The organism is Terrabacter sp. 05T424 (genome assembly GCF_056396225.1).
In genome coordinates, this window is sequence record NZ_JBFTLB010000005.1 from 241,061 (window position 1) to 261,346 (window position 20,286).

The following is a 20,286-nucleotide window of genomic DNA, read 5'->3' on the forward strand; positions in this document are numbered from 1 at the left end:
TGTCGGTGTCAGCTCTCGGCCGACAGCGAGCGGACCCGCAGGACGGGCCCGACCATCGAGGTCGTCGCCACGTCGGTGGCAGGGTCGCCGCTCACGGTCACCCGGACGCCGGGCTCGCCCTCGAGCGCCCACCCTGCCGGGAGCAGCAGCTCCCACGTCGTGCCGTCGTCGGCGTCGAGGACGATGGGGTGCATCTCCACCTCGGCCCGCCGCAGCGTGCCACGAACGACGATTGTCGAGGCAGGCCCGGGGGTCGAGCCCCTCATCAGTCGCCGCAGCTCCTCCGGCACATCCAGAGGCGGAAGGCCCTCAGCCTCAACCGCTTCCGTCGCGGCGTCGAGCGCGCTGTCCTCAGCTCGAGGTTCCTCGTCGGGCAGCTTAGCGTCGCCGCGCCGAGGCGGCCGGCCCCCGCCCGGACGCCGAGCGGGGAGGCCCCGGCGGCTGCCGGGACCTCCCCGTCGTTCGGGACCTGCAGGCCCCCGTGGGTTGCTCACCCCTACGGCACGTCCACTCGAACGAGGGTCGGGTTGGGCAGGCCGTCGCTTCCGGCGTAGGCGACCGAGCCGAGCCACTTGCCCGACGTGAGTCCGGCGAAGCCCAGCGAGATCGTGCCCGTGGCGCCCGTCGTGGCGGCAGGAGGCGCGGTCACGGTCATGTTGCCAGCGCTCGTCGAGCCGAGCAGCCACGTGTGCAGCTTGTACGGCGAGGACACGTCCACGCCCCAGCCCTGAACCACGACGGTGTACGTGGCGGGGGCCGGGTCGACGAGGTTGACCTCCTCCGCCGAGGTGCCGGAACCGCTCGACCCGACCGGCGTCGCCCCGTTGAAGACGCACATGTCGATGTCGCTACCGGGCTTCACGTCGGCGTCGAACAGCGCGAACCGGGCGTACGTCGTGCCGGCCGGCACGGTGACGTCGTGCTTCTGGGCGTTCGGCGAGCTGAGCGAGCACGTCGAGTCGGTCGGGTCGTCGAGCACCGTGCCCGCCGTCAACGTGGCCGGAACCAGGCCGCGAGGGGTGGCGCTGAACGACCCGGTGTAGCCGAAGGTCACGTCGTAGGAGGTGCCCGCCGCAGGGGAGGTGACCGAACGAGGAGCCGCGAGCGCTACCGGCCGCACGACGATCGGCGAGCGCACGAGGTGCTTGCCGTCCTTCCACGTCAGGTTGCCCGCCGTGTACGCGTTGACTGCCGCGGTGGTTCGCTCCAGTCGCACCGTGAACGTGCCCGTGGCGCCAGGCTCGAGCTTGAGCCGGGACGGTGAGACGGTCACCTTGAGGCCGGGCACGTTGGCGTCAGCCTTGTAGCTGCCCTTCTTGGTGCTGACGTTGGTGACCTTGCGGGTGACCGTCTGGACGCCGGCGAGGTCACCGACGGCGATCGATGCCCCGTTGAAGTCGCTCGCGTCGGTTTTGTAACCGGCAGCCGTGAGGGCCGAGCAGGTCGGGGGTCCGACGGCGCCCGAGCTGCCGCACAGGAAGGCGAGCCAGTCGTTCCAACCGCTGTCGTAGACGAGGCCGGGGTCGGCTGCTGCATTCGGCTTGACGTGACCGGCGCCCTGCGAGAACGCCTTCGCGGCCGGCGACGAGCTGTCCAGCACGTCGTACCCCGTCGTCATGAGCGCGCTCTTGACGGCCATCGGCGACCACGTCGGGTGCAGGTCCATCAGGAGCGCCGCAAGGCCGGCGACGTGCGGCGCCGACATCGATGTGCCTGAGAGCAGGTTGAAGCCGTAGCCACGGTTCGTCGACGGTGACACCGCGGCGAGGATGTCCTGACCCGGCGCGATGACGTCGGGCTTGAGCAGGTCGCCGCCGCCCGCGAGGAGCGGTCCACGTGAGGAGAAGGAGGCTGTGAACGGGGCGGGCGCGTTCGTGACCAGCGTCGCCTTGTTGATCGTGGCGCTGGCTCCTGCCGTGGCAGCGTACGCCTTGACCGCCGCGCGGTCGGTGTCGGCGAGATGCACCGTCGGCACGACGTGCAGGTCGGCGTTGAGGGAGTTCGGCGACGTGTTGAGCAGGATCATGCCGACGCCGCCGGACTCCTGGACGGCAAGGCTCTTGTTGGTGCGGCCGGTGACGCCGCGGTCGCAGACCACGATCTTCCCGGCCACCTTCGCTGGGTCGAGCACGTTGCCGCCGTCGGCGCTGGAGAAGCACAGGGCCACCTGGGCAGGGTCTGCCCCAGCCTTGCCCACGGCAGTCGAGTCGACGAGCGGAGCCGTGACTGCATTGGCAGCGATGCTCGCCCCGTTCAGGGTCGAGCCGTTGCCGAGGGTGACCGACCCGCGGGAGTCGCGGTTGTGCGTGCCCGCTGCGACGGTCGTGATCCACGGCGAGGGGTGCGCGACCGTCGATGCAGTCGGGCCGCTGTTTCCCGCGGAAGCCGACACGAAGATGCCGGCCCGGGCTGCAAAGAGGAACGCGATCTCAACGGGGTCGGCGAAATTGGTCGACGTGCCGCTGACCGAGTAGTTGATGACGTCGACGCCGTCGCTGACAGACTGGTCGATGGCTGCGACCAGGTCTGAGGTCGTGCCCCCGGCAGTATCGCCGCTCTCGGTCGACCACAGCGCCTTGTAGGCCGCGATGCGGGCCCGCGGCGCGATGCCGCTGATCCCGTTGGGCGCGAGGCCGGCCGCAGCGCCGGTGACCGGCACGGCGTGGTTGCCGCCGGAGGTGCTCGCGGTGTGCGTGCCGTGACCGTTGTAGTCACGGGGCGAGTTGAACTCCCACGGCTTGTCACGGTCGATCGCAGCGTTGCCGCCCTGCCCCTCGTTGAAGTAGCGGGCGATGACGAGCTTGTTGTTGCAGTTGTTCGCGGACCAGTCCTCGCCTCCGACGCACGGCCCGGCGGGGGTGGCTGCCGGCGCGCGGTAGCTGACCCTTCCGGCGGGGGCCGCGACCGGGACGGCCTTCGCGTCGACACGGTCGGTGAACGACAGGGACTCGGGCCAGATGCCCGAGTCGATGACGCCGATCGTGATGTTCTCGCCGGCGTGCTTCGTCCCGCCCAGCTGGTTCCACAGGCCGCGCTTGTCGGTGAGGCCGAGGAAGCCGGGCGTCGTCGACGTGTCGACCGTGTAGGTCTGCTGCTTCGTGACGGCGAGCACGCCGGCCGCGGAGCGCATCGCCTTGGCCTGGGCGCCGGTGAGCCGGGCCGCGAAGCCGTTGTAGGTGTACGCGTAGTCGTAGATGCGCTTCGTCGCTCCCACGGAGCGAAGGGCGTTCCCGTGCTTGCTCTTGAGGTTGTCGGCCCAACGGGTCGCGGCCGCCGACCTGCCGTCGACCTTCTTGCCCTTGGTCGGCCGCGTGGCCGCATAGCCCGCGGTCGAACCGTCATAGGCGATGACCGGCAGGTCGGCCATCTGGACGACGTAGACGCCATCCGAGTCAAGGCCGTCGGCTGCTGCCGACACGGCAGCGGCGGTGGTGGAGGCGGCGTCGGCCGCGCCCGTCCCGGCGACGCTGAGGGCGAGCGGCACTGCGGCGAGCGCAGCAAACCATCGACGATTCATGGTTCTCCTGAGGTGTGTTCCCCGAGCCGGCGCATGGGCGGACTGCTGCACCCGTGTGAGATGGACCATAGCCGCGGAGCGCCTCTTTTGGGGAGGCCTCTGCACCGCCGACTTTTCCGGCGCGCGGGCCGGGAGCCGCACGTCAGGGCCGGTCAAGGGCCGGCGAACCGACGTTCTTGCGTCTGCGCGACCGAAGTGTCCGGTTCGCCGGAGTCGCTGGAGTCGCTGGAGTCGCTTGGGTCGCCGGCGTGAGCCAGGGTCAGGTCGAGCAGGGCGATGGCACCGGCCTTGTCGAGGGGCTCGTTGCCGTTGCCGCACTTCGGGGATTGCACGCACGACGGGCAGCCCGACGCGCACTCGCACGCCGCGATGGCCTCGCGGGTGGCCGACAGCCACGCCCGGACCCGCCGGTAGCCGCGTTCGGCGAAGCCGGCCCCGCCCGGGTGCCCGTCGTAGATGAGGATCGTCGGCAGCCCCGTGTCGGGGTGCAGGGCGGTCGACACGCCGCCGATGTCCCACCGGTCGGCGGTCGCGAAGAGGGGGAGCATGCCGATCGCCGCGTGCTCCGCCGCGTGTGCCGCACCGGGTATGCCGGCCTCCTCCACCCCGGCCGACGCGAGCTCCTCCACGGGCATCGTCCACCACATCGCCTTGGTGGCGAGCGACCGTGGGGGCAGGTCGAGGGGGTGCTCGCCGAGCACCTCGCCGCCGGGCAGCCGGCGCAGGAACGAGGTGACCTGGTTGCGCACCGTCACGTGCCCGAAGGAGCAGCGGAGCGGTCCCCACTGCTCGTGCTCCACCTCGTGCACGATCTGGAAGTCGCTCACCGACTGCGCCTGCGTCGTCCAGCCGGGGTCACCGCGTACGGCGAAGGCGGCGTGGTCGTCGAGCTGCAGCTCGGTGACGACCCACGTCTGGCCCTGGTGCAGGTGCACCGCGCCCGTGTGCACCTGCGCGTGGGCGGAGGCCTCGTCGACCGTGCCGACGACTCGACCCGTGCGCGTCTCGATGATGCGCACCGGCTCACCCGCGCCACGCAGCGACAGGTGGTCGGCCGGCCGGTCCTCGCGCCCCCAGAACCAGCCCCGGGGTCGCTTGCGCAGGATGCCACGGTCGACGAGGGCGTCGAGCAGCGACCGCGTCTGGTCCCCGAAGACCGCGAAGTCGGCCTCGGTGAGCGGCAGCTCGGCCGCCGCGGCCGCAAGGTGCGGCGCCAGCACGTGCGGGTTGTCGGGGTCGACGACCGTCGCCTCGATGCCGCGCCCGAAGATCGCCTCGGGGTGGTGCACCACGAACGTGTCGAGCGGGTCGTCGGCCGCGACGAGCACGGCGAGAGAGCGCTCGCCCGACCGCCCGGCGCGCCCGGCCTGCTGCCACAGGGACGACAGCGTGCCCGGCCAGCCGGCGAGCAGCACGGCGTCGAGCCCGCTGACGTCGACGCCGAGCTCGAGCGCGTTGGTCGCCGCCAGGCCGAGCAGCTCCTTCGAGCGCAGCGCCTTCTCGAGCTCGCGGCGCTCCTCGGGCAGGTAGCCGCCGCGGTAGGCAGCGACCCGGCTCTCGTCGGTGACGGACACGCGCTCGCGGGCGATGCGGGCGACGACCTCGACCCCGGCGCGCGACCGCGCGAAGGCGACGGTCTGCACCTGCTGGCGTACGCAGCCGGCGAGCAGCTCCCCGGTCTCGGCCACGGTGCTGACCCGCTTGGGCTGGCCGCTCTCGTCGACGAGCAGCGGGGGCTCCCACAGGGCGAAGGTCATCGACGCCCGAGGGGACGTGTCACGCGTGACCGGTAGGACCGGCATACCGAGTAGTCGCGAGGCGTGGTCCTCGGGGTCGGCCACGGTGGCGGACGCGAAGACGAAGGTCGGCTCGGACCGGTAGCGGGCCGCGACGCGCCGCAGCCGCCTCAGCACAGCGGCCAGGTGGGCGCCGAAGACGCCCTTGTAGACGTGGCACTCGTCGACGACGACGTAGCGCAGGGCGCGGAGGAACGAGCTCCACCGCTCGTGGCCCGGAAGGAGGGAGTGGTGCAGCAGGTCGGGGTTGGTGAGCACGAGGTTGGCGTGGTCGCGGATCCAGCGGCGCTCGTCGGTCGGGGTGTCGCCGTCGTAGGTCGCGGGTCGCACCTGGGGCAGCGCGAGCGCGCTGATGCGGCTCAGCTGGTCGGCGGCCAACGCCTTGGTCGGGGAGAGGTAGAGCGCCGTCGCGCCGCGGCCGTTCGGCGCGGCGGCACCGGACACGAGGTCGCTGAGGATCGGCAGGTGGTAGCCGAGGCTCTTGCCAGAGGCGGTGCCCGTGCTGACGACGACGTGGCGTCCCGCGTGGGCGGCCTCGGCCACCTCGACCTGGTGCACCCACGGCGACTCGATGCCGGACGCGAGCAGGGCCCCGAGCAGCGTGGGGTCGACCCACTCGGGCCACGGTGCGTGCACCGCCTCACGGGCCGGGACCTCGTGCACGTGGACGAGGCGTTCGGGTTGGTCGCCGACGAGCGTGCGCAGGAGGTCCTCGGGGGACGGTCTCGGCACGGTCGCAGCTCGGACGGGTGCAAGGGAGGCACGGCGCGCGGCGGGCGACGAGCCGTGGCCGGACGATTCCGGCACGGATCCGCGGGGCGCTGGCTCGCCGTTCATGTGGAGCAACCGTATGTCGTCGGGGTACGGTAACCGACGTGCGGGGCATGTTACTGCGCGGTCAGTCACGTCGGGGAATCGTGACCGTCGCGGTCCGGTCAGCACGACCACCAGCACGAAGGTCAGCACGAGCAGCACGACGACAGGAGCGGCTCGCCCCACCCCGGGGCGGTCGGACGCATCACGAGTGTGGGGACAGGAAGGGGCACAGGTGGATCTCTCGATCACCCGAGCCGACCACGGCGACCAGACCGTGGTGCACCTCGGCGGCGAGATCGACGTCTACACGGCGCCGCTCGTTCGCGAGAAGCTCGACGAGCAGATCCAGGGCGGTCGCACCCGGCTGGTGGTCGACCTCACCGACGTGACGTTCCTCGACTCCACGGGCCTCGGGGTCCTGGTCGGGCGGCTCAAGCTGGCCCGCTCGCGCGGTGGCTCGATGCGGCTCGTCGGCAAGGACGACCGTGTCCTCAAGGTCTTCTCGATCACCGGTCTCGACAAGGTCTTCGAGATCCACCCCGACCTCGACTCGGCCCTCGCGGCCGACTCGGCGTCCGCTGCCTCCGGCCTCTCCCAGGGCGAGACGTCCTGAGCGACACTCCTGTCGTCGACGAGCGCCTCGTCGCGCTGCTTCGCGACGACCTGTCGGCGGCCGGCTTCACGGTCGACGGTGTCGCCGCGCGGCTCGGGCCCGTCGCGTCGGCGGCCCTGCACCGTGAGCAGCCCCTGCCCGCGCTCCTCGCCACCGAACCGGCCACCGCGTCCCAGCCGGGCGGGGCAGTGCAGGCGTCCCAACCTGACCCCTGCGGCACTCTCGTCCGCCTCTTCACGCTGGGCCGTGCCGTCCCCGCCTCTGCGCTCGCGGAGGCGCTGCCGACGCTGGACGTCGAGGGCGCCGTGGCCCTCGGTCTCGTGCGCCTCGAGAACGGCCGCGTCGGCTTCGGCGCCGACCGTGCCGTCTCGGGCCGTCAGGCGGTGGCCACCTGCGACCTGCGTCCCTACGGCGACGACGCCCACGACTGGTGGGTCGCCTCCGACCTCTCCGAGCTGGCCCTGGGCGGTCCGCTGCGGGCCGACCACGTGCTCGGCATCGGGGGCGCCTCGACCACCCTGGCGTCGTGGACCGTGCGCCGCCCCGCCGACCGGGCCCTCGACCTCGGCACGGGGTGCGGCGTGCAGGCGCTGCACCTGACCGCCCACGCCGGGTCGATCGTCGCCACCGACATCTCGCGACGAGCCCTCGCGTATGCCGCCTTCAACCTCGCGCTCGCCGCGCCCGATCCCTCTGGTGCCGTGCCCCCTGTCGAGCTGCTAGCGGGTGACCTGCTGGATCCCGTTGCCGGGCAACGGTTCTCGCTCGTCGTGAGCAACCCGCCCTTCGTCATCACACCGCGCGACCAGGGGCTGCCGCTCTACGAGTACCGCGACGGTGGTCGGTCGGGCGACAGCATCGTGCGCTCGCTCGTGCGTCAGGTCGGCGACGTGCTCGAGCCCGGGGGGATCGCGCAGTTCCTCGGCAACTGGGAGGTGCCAGCCGGCCGCTCCTGGCGCGATGTCTGGGACGACTGGCTCGCCGAGCAGGCCGCCCACGGCGCCGCCCTCGACGCGTGGGTCATCCAGCGCGAGTCGCAGGACCCCGCCGAGTACGCCGAGCTGTGGGCCCGCGACGGCGGCGCCAGCCCGGGCAGCGAGGCCCACTCCCAGATGTATGCCGCCTGGTTGCGCGACTTCGCCTCCCGCGACGTCGAGTCGATCGGTTTCGGGGTCGTGACCCTGCAGCGTCCGGCCACCCAGCGGCCGCCGTGGCGCTCGCTCGACGAGGCCCACGGACCGGTGGCGGCTCCGATGGGCCCGGCGGTCGATGCCGGTCTGCGCGCGCGGACCTGGCTGGCGGAGCACTCCGACGACGACGTGCTCGAGATCGCCTGGTCCTGTGCCCCCGACGTCACCGAGGAGCGACACGGCGTCCCCGGCGCCGACGACCCGACCGTGATCCTCGTCCGTCAGGGCGGCGGGCTGGGACGCGTCGTTCGCGCCAGCACGCTGCTGGCGGCATACCTCGGCGTGGCCGACGGTGAGCTCACCGCGCGGGCTGCGCTCGACGCGATCGCGACCGTGCTCGAGCTCGACCCGGCGCAGGTGCGAGCCGAGCTCGTGCCCCAGGTCCGCGACCTCGTCGCCGACGGCCTCCTCGTCTGACCCTTGCATCGAGAAAGCGATCCGTCCGCACCCCATCGAGAAAGCGATCCGTCCGCTTCTCAGGCGGACGGATCGCTTTCTCGATGATGCTGGTGGCGTAAAGGGGTTGTGAGTGAGCACTCACTCATTCAGAATGGTCCGGTGCGACAGCGAACAGGGCGCGCCGCCCCCATGCACCCGGACGACCGACGTGAGGCTCTCATCGGTGTCTTCCTCGACCTCGCGCACCGCCAGGGACATCCTCCGACGACGAGCGAGATCGCCCGTGAGGCCGGCGTCGCCGAGGGCACGATCTTCCGCGTGTTCGCCACGAAGGACGCCCTGCAGGACGAGGCCGTGCAGACCGCCTTCTGCCCGGCCCCGGTCCGGCAGTCGATCGCGGCCATCGGCACCGACCTGCCGGTGCGCGACCGGCTCGTGGCGTTCACGACGATCATGCAGCGGCGCTTCACTGACGTCTTCGGGCTGATGGGCGCGCTGGGACTGACCGAACCTCCGAACCGTGGGCCGCACCTCGCCTGCTACGCGGCGGGCCGGCACCTGCGGGGCGCGTCCGACCAGGGCGCCGAGGACTGCGAGCCCCACCAGCCGCTCCTCGACACCATCCACCAGCTGCTCCTCGGCGAGCACGACGCGTTCGTCGTGCCGTCCCGCGACGTCGTGCACCGCATCCGGCTGCTCTGCTTCTCGGGCAGCCACCCCGGGATCGCCGACGGCATGACCCTCACGCCCGAGGAGATCGTCGACACCGTCCTCTACGGGGTCGTCGCCCGCCCCGCCCCGCCGAGCGGCGGCAGCGGACTCGGCATCGCCCAGCTCTACACCCAGCTGGGCGGCGACCCGACCGGCCTTCTCGGAGAGGAGCACCGGCATGGAAAAGCCGTTGACCCTCACCCGGCGTGAGGCCCTAGCGTCCTCCACCGGGCCGAACATCACCGACCACACCCACCGAAAGGCATCCGCATGCTGATGCGACTGCTCCGCAGCCACCTGCGGCCCTACGGGGGCGAGATCTCGCTCATCGTGCTGCTGCAGCTCGTGAGCACCCTCGCCTCCCTCTACCTGCCCAGCCTCAACGGCGAGATCATCGACGACGGCGTGGCCAAGGGAGACACCGGTTTCATCCTGCGCCACGGCGGACTCATGCTCGGGGTCAGCGTGGTGCAGATTGCCGCCGCCGTGGGCGCGACCTACCTTGCCGCGAAGGTCGCCATGAGCATGGGCCGCGAGCTGCGGGCCCACATCTTCGGCACCGTCGTCGACTACTCCGCCCAGGAGGTCGCGAAGTTCGGCGCGCCGACCCTCATCTCGCGCAACACCAACGACGTCACCCAGGTGCAGATGGTGACGTTCATGGCGTTCGCCCTGCTCGTCACGACCCCGATCATGATGGTCGGCGGCGTCATCATGGCGCTGCGCGAGGACGTCGGCCTGTCCTGGCTCGTCGCCGTCGCCGTGCCGCTCCTCGGACTCTGCGTCGGCCTCATCATCTGGCGGATGGTGCCGTGGTTCGGCCGCATGCAGACCTCGCTCGACGGGGTCAACCGCGTGCTGCGCGAGCAGATCACCGGCATTCGCGTCGTCCGGGCCTTCGTCCGCGAGGGCCACGAGGAGGAGCGGTTCTCCGAGGCCAACGCCACCCTGACGGAGGCCGGCCTGCGCGTCGGCCGGCTGATGGCGTTCGTCTTCCCGATCGTGATGTTCATCTTCAACCTGTCGTCGGTCGCCGTGCTGTGGTTCGGTGCGCACCGCATCGCCACGGGTGACATGCAGATCGGGGCGCTGACGGCGTTCCTCAGCTACCTCATCCAGATCCTCATGGGCGTCATGATGGCGACGTTCATGGCCACGATGATCCCGCGCGCCGCGGTCTCGGCCGGGCGCATCCAGGAGGTGCTCGACACGACCTCGTCGGTCGGCGAGTCCGTGCAGCCACTCCACATCAAGGTGGCCAGGGCCGGTGTCGAGCTCGTCGACGTCGACTTCCACTACCCGGGCGCCGAGAACGCCGTGCTCCACGACGTCTCGTTCACGGCCGAGCCCGGCCGCACGACCGCGATCATCGGGTCGACCGGCGCTGGCAAGACGACGCTCGTCGGTCTCGTGCCGCGCCTCTTCGACGTCTCGTCAGGCCGGGTCAAGGTCGGCGGAGTCGACGTGCGCGACCTCGCGCTCGACGACCTGTGGTCGCGCATCGGCCTCGTGCCGCAGAAGCCCTATCTCTTCAGCGGCACCGTGGCAACCAACCTCCGCTACGGCAACCCCGAGGCCACCGACGAGGAGCTCTGGGACGCGCTGCGCATCGCGCAGGCCCAGGACTTCGTCGAGAAGATGGACGGCGGCCTCGACGCGACGATCGCCCAGGGCGGCACCAACGTCTCTGGCGGCCAGCGTCAGCGCCTCGCCATCGCGCGTGCGGTGGTCAAGCGACCCGACGTCTACCTCTTCGACGACTCGTTCTCGGCGCTCGACCTCGCGACCGACGCGCGGCTGAGGCAGGCCCTGCGGCCGGTCACGCGAGAGAGCGCCGTCGTCATCGTGGCCCAGCGCGTCTCGACGATCGTCGACGCCGACCACATCGTCGTGCTCGAGGACGGCCGCGTCGTCGGCCAGGGCACCCATGACCAGCTCCTCGACTCCTGTGAGACCTACCAGGAGATCGTCGAGTCCCAGCGCAGCGCGGAGGAGGCGGCCTGATGGGCGAGGGAGTCAAGAGCGCCGAGGAGAAGGCCGCCGAAGCACGTCGCGGCCCGACCCGCCGCGGCGGACCACCACACATGCAGATGGGCCAGCCCGGCGAGAAGTCGCTCGACTTCGGCCCGTCGGCCAAGCGCCTGCTCGGCCTGCTGCGCCCCGAGCGCACCAAGCTGGTCGTCGTCATCACGCTCGCCGTCGTCAGCGTCGTGCTCAGCTCGATCGGCCCGAAGATCCTCGGCCGCGCGACCGACATCATCTTCGCCGGCGTCATCGGCAGCACCGTCAAGGTGCCCCCGGGCACGACGAAGCAGCAACTCGTCGAGGGGCTGCGCGCGAACGGCCAGACCACGTATGCCGACCTGCTCGCCCACGTTGACTTCACCCCTGGGGTCGGCATCGACTTCGAGGCCCTCAAGGGCGTCCTGCTCCTCGTCATCGTGCTCTTCGCGGTCGCTTCGCTGCTGATGTGGGTGCAGGGCTGGATCCTCCAGGGCCTGCTCCAGCGCACGATGTTCCGGCTGCGCCAGGACGTCGAGGCCAAGCTCAACCGCCTCCCGCTGCCCTACTTCGACCGGCAGCCGCGCGGCGAGGTGCTGTCGCGCGTCACCAACGACATCGACAACGTCTCGATGGCGCTGCAGCAGACCCTGTCGCAGCTGCTCACGTCGCTGCTCACCGTCGTCGCGGTCCTCGGCATGATGTTCTGGATCTCGTGGATGCTCGCGCTCATCGCGCTCGTCACGATCCCGATCTCGGTGATGGTCACGGCAGCCATCGGCAAGCGCTCGCAGAAGCTGTTCATCCAGCAGTGGCGCAACACCGGCGAGCTCAACGGCATCATCGAGGAGACCTTCACCGGCCACGGCGTCGTCAAGGTCTTCGGTCGTCAGAAGGAGGCCGAGGCTGCCTTCGAGACGAAGAACGACGAGCTCTTCGGCGCCGCGTTCGGCGCTCAGTTCATCAGCGGCATCATCATGCCGACGATGATGTTCGTCGGGAACCTCAACTACGTGCTGGTCGCCGTTGTCGGCGGCCTGCGCGTGGCGAGCGGCACGATGAGCCTCGGTGACGTCCAGGCCTTCATCCAGTACTCCCGCCAGTTCACCCAGCCGCTCACCCAGGTCGCCTCGATGGCCAACGTGCTGCAGTCGGGTGTCGCCTCGGCCGAGCGGGTCTTCGAGGTGCTCGACGCCGAGGAGCAGCAGCCCGACGCAGGCAGCCCGGCCACGATCGACGACCCGCACGGCGCGGTGGCCTTCGAGGACGTCTCGTTCAGCTACGTCGCCGAGAAGCCGCTCATCGAGAACCTCGACCTGTCGGTGAGCCCCGGCCAGACCGTCGCGATCGTCGGTCCGACCGGAGCCGGCAAGACGACGCTGGTCAACCTGATCATGCGCTTCTACGAGCTCGACGGCGGGCGCATCACGCTCGACGGCGTCGACATCCGCGACCTGACGCGCCACGGCCTGCGCTCGCGCATCGGCATGGTGCTGCAGGACACGTGGCTCTTCGGGGGCACGATCCGCGACAACATCGCGTACGGCCGTCCGGGCGCCAGCGACGAGGAGGTCCTCGAGGCGGCACGCGCGACCTACGTCGACCGCTTCGTGCACTCGCTGCCCGACGGCTACGACACAGTGCTCGACGACGAGGCGAGCAACATCTCCGCCGGCGAGAAGCAGCTCGTCACGATCGCCCGGGCGTTCCTCTCCGACCCCGCCCTGCTCATCCTCGACGAGGCGACGAGCTCGGTCGACACACGCACCGAGCTGCTCGTCCAGCAGGCCATGGCAGCACTGCGGTCCGACCGCACGAGCTTCGTCATCGCGCACCGTCTCTCGACGATCCGCGACGCCGACCTCATCCTCGTCATGGAGGACGGCCGCATCGTCGAGCAGGGCTCGCACTCGGAGCTGCTGGCCCGGGACGGCGCGTACGCGAAGCTGTATGCCGCCCAGTTCGCGGGTGCTGCGGCCGACCTCGACGAGGAGGCCGGGGCGCTCCCCGGCCCCGGCGGCATACCAGAGCTGGCGGGTGTCGGGGCGGGGGCACCCGGTCCGGCCGGAGGCCCCGGTGTGCCCGCTCCCGACTCGGCCACGACCGCGGACCCGACCGCGGACTGAGTCCGCCCGGAGGTGCCGCAGGAGGCCCCGCCGTCTCTGAGGACGGCGGGGCCTCCGTGCCTTGTTAGCGGCTGGTTAGGGGCCGCCGGGACTCTGGTTCCACGCCCCTCGGGGCGCGCCGGTCCGAACCGGTCGGCCAGCCCGATCACCTGCCACACAAGGAGATTGACCATGAACACTCGAGCCCGGAAGGCCACCTTCCGCACTCTCGTCACCACCTTCGCCGTCGCCGTCGCGACCGCTGGCGTCATTCCTGTCGGCGCGGTGTCGTCGGCCGACGCCGCGAGCGCCATGGTCACGCACGCTCGCAACTACATCGGGACGTCCCAGGGGCAGTGCAAGGTCTTCGTCCAGAAGATCTACGCGGAGGTTTATCCCAACACGCTCGGCACCGGCTACTACCAGGCCTACGTCAACGCCGGCTACCACCGCGTGAACAAGGCCGACGTCGTTCCCGGCGACATCATCCAGGAGACCGACTCCGGCTCGCACACGACCGGCATCCACACGGCCATCGTCTCGGGCGACCCGGCCGGTGCAGACATTCGCGTCATCGACTCGAACTTCGTGGCTCCCAACAAGGTCGGCGAGCACTCGTACAACCCGACGACGCACGCGGAGTCCCACGGCGGCGTCGCGTACTACTGGCACAAGGGCTGACGGCACGCCGCCCGACGGAGCGGGGCCTGCGGACACAGACCGAAGGTCCACCGTGTTCGTCGGAGCGGCGGCACACGAACGAGGGCCATGACGCCCCTGCGCGTCATGGCCCTCGTGGCTCGAATGTGCCGGGCTTCACGCCCCCGCGATGTACTCACAAGGCCCGTTGGCCGAGGGGGCCCTCCGGCACCAGGCGTCGTCCGGTGCCGACCCGGCGTGGCCGGCGGAGGCCGCCGCGAAGCCGAGGATGGCGGTGACGGTGAATGCCGCGGCGATTCGGATGATGTGCTTCATGGTGACGGTCCCCTTCGAACGTCGAGGGCAGAGGAGGCCTGCCCCGCTGATGAGCGCAATCTAAGGGCGCGCCGCCAACAAATCCCTAACAACCCGCGGTCGATGCGCACGGTGCGGTGGGCGGGAGCCGCAGCGCCGCCCGGCCCAGTCCGAGACGGCGCAGGATCGTGCCCACCTCGTCAGCGTCCGCGGCGCCGTCGGACTCATGGCGGGCGTCCTCGTCGACCTGGTCGTCAGCGGCCTCAGCGGCCTCATGAGCGTCGTCTGTGGCGCCGGGCGGGTCGAGCTGCACCCTGATGCGGGCCAGTCGAGCGAGGTCGCTCGCGAGCTGCAGCTCATCCCCCTCCGCCCGGCGCGCGGCCACGAGTCGGTGCGCCTGCTCCTCGCCCTCGAGCCAGCGGCCCGCCGCGACGTCGAGGTCCACCGCGAGGCGCAGGCACTCGAGGTCCTCGCAGTCCACCGCGTGCGCGTCGAGCTGGGGTCGGGCGGCCTCAAGCTCCTCGTGCGCGCGCTCGATCGAGCCCCGGAGCAGCTGCGCCCGACCGAGGGCGAGCCGGCAGTGGGCCGCGCCCAGCTCATCGCGCAGGCCTTCGGCGATCCCCAGTGCTTCGGTGAGCAGTTCTTCGGCAGCGTCGACGCGACCGAGGTCGAGCAGGCCCTCGGAGCGGGTCACGAGCCAGATGCAGGTGCGCCGTGGCGCGCCGTCCTGGCGCGAGGCCTCGACCATGGTCGCGAGCAACGGGTCCCCTTCGGCAGGCCGGCCCATGTTGCGCAGCACCACGCCCCGCTGGCCCACGGCAGCGACCTGGCCGGCCGTGTCCCCGCGCCGCTCCGCGAAGGTTGCCACGGCGGCATACGCGTCGAGCGCCTCGTCGAAATGGTTGAGGACCATGGCAGCCCACCCTGCCTGGGCCATCGCGGCCTGCTCGAGGGCGGCGTCGCCGAGCGTGCGAGCGGTGTCGAGACGCCGCGCGGCAACCTCCGGGAGCTCGTCGAAACGCCGTTCCTGCGCGATGACGCCGAAGAGGGCCCCGAGCAGCTGGGCGAGCAGGCCCTGGTCGCAGGTGTCGGGATAGTCGTCGAGCGCGAGGCGCAGGACGCGTTCGCGCTCGTCATCGTAGGCGCGGATGGTGAGGAAGGTGCGCAAGGCCAGGGCGAGCTGGGCTGCGAGCTCGCGCTCCTCGAGGGCCACTGCGCCGAGCACGGCGGCGGTCAGGTTGATCCACTCGGCCTCGAACCAGTCGCTCGGGGCCCGACTCGGCGCCGAGGTGAGTGGCGCCCCTGCGACGTCGCCCGAGGCCTGCGGCGTTCGGGTCGTCGCAGTCGCGGCCCGTGCAGTCGTCGCCGGTGGCGCCCCCGCCTCGCCGAGATGGGACTCGGCGACGTGGGCGAGCTCGAGCCAGGCACGGTGGAGACGGAGGGCAAGGGCGTCCCTCGCGGCGGGGCCCTCCTCCGCGAGCAGGCGTTCGCGAGACAGCTCGACGACGAGGCTGTGCACCCGAAAGCGTGCCTGTCCTGCCGCGTCTCGTCCGCTCGGCTCGACGAGGTGCCGGTCGATGAGCTGGTCGAGTGCCTGCCGAGCCTCGGCACGCGATGCGCCCTCACCCATGAGCAGCCGCGGCACCCACTCGGGCCACTCGCCGGACGTCACGCCCAGCCGGGCGAAGAGGAGAGCCGCGGGCGTCGCGAGGTCACTCACCGACGCGCCGATGCTCGCTCGGACGTCGATGTCTCCGACCGAGAGCTCGTCGAGGCGAGAGTGCTCGTCCATCAGCCGGTCGCGCAAGTCGTCCAGCTCGAGGTCGGCGTTCGTCGCGAGCTTGGCGCCGGCGACGCACAGCGCCAGGGGGAGGTGGCCGCAAAGGCTGCTGATCTCCGCGACGACCGCGTCCTCGCCGGTGGGCCGTTCGGGGCCGGCGAGCTCGACGATGAGCCCCGCAGCGTCCTCGGGGGACAGCCGCGGCACGGTGTGGCGTCGCACGCCCACGAGCCCCGCCAGCTTGCTGCGAGACGTGACGATGGCGCCCGAGCCCGGACCGGTCGGCAGAAGGCGCCGGACCTGCGCCTCGCTCACGGCGTCGTCCAGCACGACAAGCAGGCGTTTGCGATCGATCGTGCTGCGGTAGAGCGAGATCCGCTCATCCGGACTGGCGGGGATGGCGGACTGGTCCACGCCGAGCGCCCGGAGGAAGCGTGCGGCGACGTCGTGCACGTCGGCGGAGCCCCGCGGCCCGTGCCCCAGTGCGGCATGGAGGGTGCCGTCGGGATAGGCCTCGCCCAGGGCGTGCCCCGCGGCGAGGGCGAGGGCGGTCTTGCCGACGCCGCCGACTCCGACGAGGACCACCACCGTCGGACGGCCGGCCACCGCCGGAGCCGCGTCAGAGGAGGCCGAGAAGGCGACGGACGCTCGGGAATCACGGGTTCCGGCAGCGTCGGGGGTGGGCGTGCCGCCGAGCTGCCGCGTCAGGGACGCCAGCAGGTCGTCTCGCCCGACGAGCGTCCAGGCGAGGGCAGGCAGCTCGCGAGGCACGGGCCGGGACTGCGGAGCCACGGGGGGCGTGGGCGTCGTGACCGCGCGCCCTTCGAGGATCTCGACGTTGAGGGCGGCGAGCTCCGCCCCGGGCTCGACCCCGAGCTCGTCGAGGAAGGTGCGCCTGAGCCGGCGATACTCGTCGCCCGCCTCACTCCGTCGGCCCGTCGCGGCCAGGGCCCGGAGTCGGTGGGCGTGGAGGCGCTCGTTCCACGGGTCGTGGTGCAGCTCGCCCGACGTCGCGGCGAGCACCCGGTCGTGCAGGCCGGCCGCGGTGAGTGACCCCACGAGCAGGTCGATCGCCCCGACCCGCTCGTCGTTCAGGGACTGGACCAGGGCGGCGATCTCGGTGTCGGAGCTGGCTCGTGCTGCGTCGCTGAGCGGAGTGCCCCGCCAGAGATCGAGGGCCAGGACGAGTGTGCGGGCGGCCGCGTCGGGCTCGTTCGCGTCGGCCAGGGCCCTCGCCTCAGCGACGAGGCGCCGGAACTCGAGGATGTCGAGCCGGTGCCTGCCCATCCGCAGCTGGTAGCCGAACGGTCGGGTCGCCACGAGGTCCTGGTCGTGGGACGCGAGGCGGCGCCGAAGCCCGGCGATGAGGTTCTGCAGCTGCTGCTTGGCGGTGGGGGGCGGCTCGGCCCAGAGGGCGTCGATGAGCCGTTCGCTCGGCACGAGCCGGTCTGCACCGAGGAGCAGCATCGCGAGGACCAGGCGCTCGCGACCGCTGCCGAGGGGCACCTGTGCCACGTCGTCGATGAGGACCTCCACGGGCCCCAGCACCCCAAACTGCACGGGTCCATTGATACCCGATGACGAGCGTCGCTTGGCAAGCCGAAAGTCCGTGTCTTCGGGCGCCGGCCGACCGCGTCTGCCACGTCACCGGCCGGTCCACGCGCGCCTCGGCGAGCCCAGCCGCGGTTAGTCGAATGTTAGCGAGGCATCGAATTCTGACTGGGCGACATGCACTTTCGGTCACGGAAGGCGTACGTCCGCGCCGTTGTCGAAAAGACCGGCCGAAATGGCTCGGCCCCCTAACACCGAGGAGACACCATGAAGACCCAGCCCACCCGCCGCGCCGTCCTGCGCTCGGCGCTCGCCACCGCGGTGCTCTCGACCGCTGTGCTCACGGCCGGCCCCGCGCTCACGGCGCAGGCCGCCCCGAACGACCCGATCAGTCGCGCCGACGTCATCGCCCGAGCGAAGAACTGGTTCGACCGCAACATCCAGTACAGCCAGTCCGGCACGGCGACGGGCCCAGACGGTGTCTACAGCTGGCGTCGCGACTGCTCCGGGTTCATCTCGATGGCGCTCAAGCTCGGCCCCACGGGCCTGAGCGCGCCGAACACGACGGCCCTCGCCGGCTCGACCTACAGCTCCGGCATCGCCAAGGCCAACCTCAAGGCCGGTGACTACCTCGTCGACGCCGGCAACCACGCCGTCCTCTTCGAGAAGTGGGCGAATGCAGACCACACGCAGTTCTGGCTCTACGAGGAGTCGAACCCCACGACCGACATGGAGCACCGCACCGCCAGGCTGAGCAGCTACTCCGGCTACCTGGCCCGACGCGCAGACAACATCCGCGACTGATCGACGTCGCACGCCGGCGGCGCCCGCCCCGACAGATTGGGGTGGGCGCCGTCAGGTCATCTGCGGCCGCGACCGTGCCAGCGACTACCAGCCCGTCCGTTCGAGCGTCTGGCGGATCGAGTCGCGAATCGAGACCATGTCCCAGTTGAACGGGTCGGTGCGGCCGGTGGTGCTCGTCTCCTTGTGCGCCCGGACGAAGTGGTGGTCGTGCCCGAGCGCCCCGACGATCCGGGCCGCGGCGACGACCGCGACGGACTTCTGCATGCTCGTGGCGTACTGGGTGGGCTCGGCCGACGTCGCGGCATACTCGATCTCCACCCCGACGTAGAGCGCGTTGGCATCGCCCTCGGGCACAGGACCGCTCGCACGGGCAGGTCCCGCGTGATGGGCCCGTCCCGCCGCCACGACCCAGCACTCCCCGTTCCGGTCGACGAGCACGTGGCAGCGCCTGCCAACGGCCGGGGCGCCGTCAGTGCCGATCATCGCTGCGAGCGACGGCGCCGGCGCCTCCGGCGTCGCGAGCACCCCGGTGTGGTGGAGGAGCACGCCGACGGGGGAGAACGGGCCCGCATCGGCACGCGATCGCCATCCGTGCGCCTCGTGGACCGTCAGCCCGGCGCCGGACAGGACGTCGGCCAGCCAGCCGAGCGCCGGCCCAGGCTCGAGGGTGTCGGACGTGGTCGTCCCGGGCGTCCTGGGCGACCCGGTCGGCCCGGGCGTCCTGGGCGACCCGGTCGACCCGGTGGCCTGGTGCACGTCCGGGGACGAGGGTGGCGCCGGCCGCTCCCCAGCATGCGGCGCAGTGGGCATCTGTACCTCCTTCGGTCACATCCGGGCGATCCGGTCGTGACCGAACACTGACAACCGCCAGTAACAACGCCCTAACCGTGGGCGCGCGAGGTCAGGGCTCGAGCTTGTGCGCCCCCGGCCCGAGCGCTGCCTGCCAGTCGGCCGTGTTGTTGAGGGCGCACGTCGTCAGGCTGAGGCAGCCACAGCCGATGCAGCCGTCGAGGTCGTCGCGCAGCTTCTCGATGCGTCGGATCTGCTCGTCGAGCCGCGTCCGCCACGCGCGCGAGAGCCGTGCCCAGTCGCGGGCCGTCGGGGTGCGTTGCTCGGGCAGGGTCGCGAGAGCAGCGCCGATCTCGTCGAGCGACAGCCCCACCCGCTGCGCAGCGCGGATGAACGAGACGCGCCGGATCGTGACCCGCTCGTAGCGTCGCTGGTTGCCCGTGGTGCGCACCGCCGTGATCAGCCCGAGGTCCTCCCAGTAGCGCAGCGCCGACGTGGCCGCACCCGTGCGGTGCGCCACCTCGCCGATGGTCAGCGCCGACATCTCAGGCGATCCTCGCCTCGCGCAGGCGGGACACGATCTCGGTGACGGTCTCGTCGGGGGTCTGCTGCGAGCTGTCGAGCCAGAGCCCGATGTGCGGCGTCTCGGCGCGCACCTTGAGGTCGAAGTCGCGGATCGACCACAGGTCGCCGTAGCCGACCTTGGTGCGCTCGGACTCGCGTCGCATGACCGTGCCGACGTCGGGGGCGAGCATCACGAGGCTGAGTGGTCTGGCCGTGACCTGCTCGAGGAAGGGCATCAGGCTCGTGCCGACGAAGAGGTCCTGGACGACGACCGTGAAGCCGGCGTCGGCGTACGTGTCGGCGGTGCGCGCCGTGATGCGGTGGCGCAGCGCCAGCTGTCGCTCCGCCTCGGGGTCGCCGTGCGGCGACATGTCGACGCGGCCGCGCACGACGACCCGGCGGAACTCGTCGCCGCGCAGGTGCACCGCGCGCGAGAACCGCTCGGCGAGGAGCTGGGAGACGGTCGACTTGCCTGCAGCCATGACGCCCGTGACGACGATGACTTGCGGGAGGTCGACGTCGGTGTGGAGGGACCGGTCGCTCACAGTCCACAACCCTAGGGGGCGGTGGGCGAAATGTCGCCAGACTTCAGGTGAAGTTCAAGTCGAGTGCCCAGTTCCCCACGTCGGGAAGTGAGCACTCGACCTGAGACCGGCGTCGAGTGCCCAGTTGCCTACGTCGGGAAATGAGCACTCG

The 20,286-nt window shown here is 71.4% G+C and carries 15 protein-coding genes; 7 read left to right on the forward strand and 8 right to left on the reverse strand.

Annotation, left to right across the window (positions count from 1 at the left end; translation table 11 throughout):
- Positions 1-8 precede the first annotated feature (8 nt).
- The 3 genes from AC1DE0_RS13345 to AC1DE0_RS13355 all read right to left on the reverse strand — a co-directional run bounded on the left by AC1DE0_RS13345 (position 9) and on the right by AC1DE0_RS13355 (position 6,045).
- A complete protein-coding gene (locus AC1DE0_RS13345) occupies positions 9-266 on the reverse strand; it encodes a hypothetical protein (RefSeq protein ID WP_478101241.1) in 258 nt (85 codons plus the stop codon).
- A 230-nt stretch (positions 267-496) separates the two neighbouring features.
- Positions 497-3,517, reverse strand: coding sequence for a S8 family peptidase (locus AC1DE0_RS13350; RefSeq protein WP_478101243.1), 3,021 nt, complete (start codon positions 3,515-3,517; stop codon positions 497-499).
- A gap of 152 nt (positions 3,518-3,669) precedes the next feature.
- Positions 3,670-6,045 carry a DEAD/DEAH box helicase gene (locus tag AC1DE0_RS13355; protein ID WP_478101245.1) on the reverse strand — a complete coding sequence of 792 codons (2,376 nt, stop codon included), beginning with the start codon at positions 6,043-6,045 and terminating at the stop codon, positions 3,670-3,672.
- A 316-nt stretch (positions 6,046-6,361) separates the two neighbouring features.
- On the opposite strand from AC1DE0_RS13355, the gene AC1DE0_RS13360 reads away from it, so the two are divergent.
- The 6 genes from AC1DE0_RS13360 to AC1DE0_RS13385 all read left to right on the forward strand — a co-directional run bounded on the left by AC1DE0_RS13360 (position 6,362) and on the right by AC1DE0_RS13385 (position 13,829).
- Complete coding sequence (locus tag AC1DE0_RS13360) at positions 6,362-6,742, forward strand: STAS domain-containing protein (RefSeq protein ID WP_478101317.1); 381 nt, start codon at positions 6,362-6,364, stop codon at positions 6,740-6,742.
- Positions 6,739-8,349, forward strand: coding sequence for a DUF7059 domain-containing protein (locus tag AC1DE0_RS13365; protein WP_478101319.1), 1,611 nt, complete (start codon positions 6,739-6,741; stop codon positions 8,347-8,349). Before AC1DE0_RS13360 ends, AC1DE0_RS13365 begins: the two co-directional genes overlap by 4 nt.
- A gap of 141 nt (positions 8,350-8,490) precedes the next feature.
- Positions 8,491-9,252, forward strand: a complete 762-nt coding sequence (locus tag AC1DE0_RS13370) for a TetR/AcrR family transcriptional regulator (RefSeq protein WP_478101247.1) — start codon at positions 8,491-8,493, stop codon at positions 9,250-9,252.
- Between the two features lie 60 nt (positions 9,253-9,312).
- Positions 9,313-11,046 carry an ABC transporter ATP-binding protein gene (locus AC1DE0_RS13375; protein ID WP_478101249.1) on the forward strand — a complete coding sequence of 578 codons (1,734 nt, stop codon included), beginning with the start codon at positions 9,313-9,315 and terminating at the stop codon, positions 11,044-11,046.
- A complete protein-coding gene (locus AC1DE0_RS13380) occupies positions 11,046-13,169 on the forward strand; it encodes an ABC transporter ATP-binding protein (RefSeq protein WP_478101252.1) in 2,124 nt (707 codons plus the stop codon). Before AC1DE0_RS13375 ends, AC1DE0_RS13380 begins: the two co-directional genes overlap by 1 nt.
- A gap of 171 nt (positions 13,170-13,340) precedes the next feature.
- Positions 13,341-13,829 (forward strand): hypothetical protein, encoded by a 489-nt coding sequence (locus AC1DE0_RS13385; protein WP_478101254.1) that lies wholly within the window; start codon positions 13,341-13,343, stop codon positions 13,827-13,829.
- 135 nt (positions 13,830-13,964) lie between these two features.
- On the opposite strand, the gene AC1DE0_RS13390 is transcribed toward AC1DE0_RS13385, so the two are convergent.
- Together AC1DE0_RS13390 and AC1DE0_RS13395 are read right to left on the reverse strand one after the other, a co-directional pair.
- Positions 13,965-14,123, reverse strand: a complete 159-nt coding sequence (locus tag AC1DE0_RS13390; protein ID WP_478101256.1) for a hypothetical protein — start codon at positions 14,121-14,123, stop codon at positions 13,965-13,967.
- An 85-nt stretch (positions 14,124-14,208) separates the two neighbouring features.
- Complete coding sequence (locus AC1DE0_RS13395) at positions 14,209-17,442, reverse strand: AfsR/SARP family transcriptional regulator (RefSeq protein ID WP_478101258.1); 3,234 nt, start codon at positions 17,440-17,442, stop codon at positions 14,209-14,211.
- A gap of 258 nt (positions 17,443-17,700) precedes the next feature.
- Here AC1DE0_RS13395 and AC1DE0_RS13400 point away from each other — a divergent pair, with 258 nt between their 5' ends.
- The gene (locus AC1DE0_RS13400) at positions 17,701-18,237 is read left to right on the forward strand and encodes an NlpC/P60 family protein (protein ID WP_478101260.1); all 537 of its coding nucleotides are present in this window, start codon (positions 17,701-17,703) and stop codon (positions 18,235-18,237) included.
- 84 nt (positions 18,238-18,321) lie between these two features.
- Here the strand turns inward: AC1DE0_RS13400 and AC1DE0_RS13405 are convergent, their stop codons facing one another.
- From AC1DE0_RS13405 to AC1DE0_RS13415, 3 genes are all read right to left on the reverse strand, one after another.
- Complete coding sequence (locus tag AC1DE0_RS13405) at positions 18,322-19,047, reverse strand: peptidoglycan recognition protein family protein (protein WP_478101263.1); 726 nt, start codon at positions 19,045-19,047, stop codon at positions 18,322-18,324.
- Positions 19,048-19,138: 91 nt separating this feature from the next.
- Positions 19,139-19,570, reverse strand: a complete 432-nt coding sequence (gene soxR, locus AC1DE0_RS13410; RefSeq protein ID WP_478101265.1) for a redox-sensitive transcriptional activator SoxR — start codon at positions 19,568-19,570, stop codon at positions 19,139-19,141.
- Position 19,571: 1 nt separating this feature from the next.
- Positions 19,572-20,135 carry an AAA family ATPase gene (locus AC1DE0_RS13415; RefSeq protein ID WP_478101267.1) on the reverse strand — a complete coding sequence of 188 codons (564 nt, stop codon included), beginning with the start codon at positions 20,133-20,135 and terminating at the stop codon, positions 19,572-19,574.
- Between the last annotated feature and the right edge of the window lie 151 nt (positions 20,136-20,286).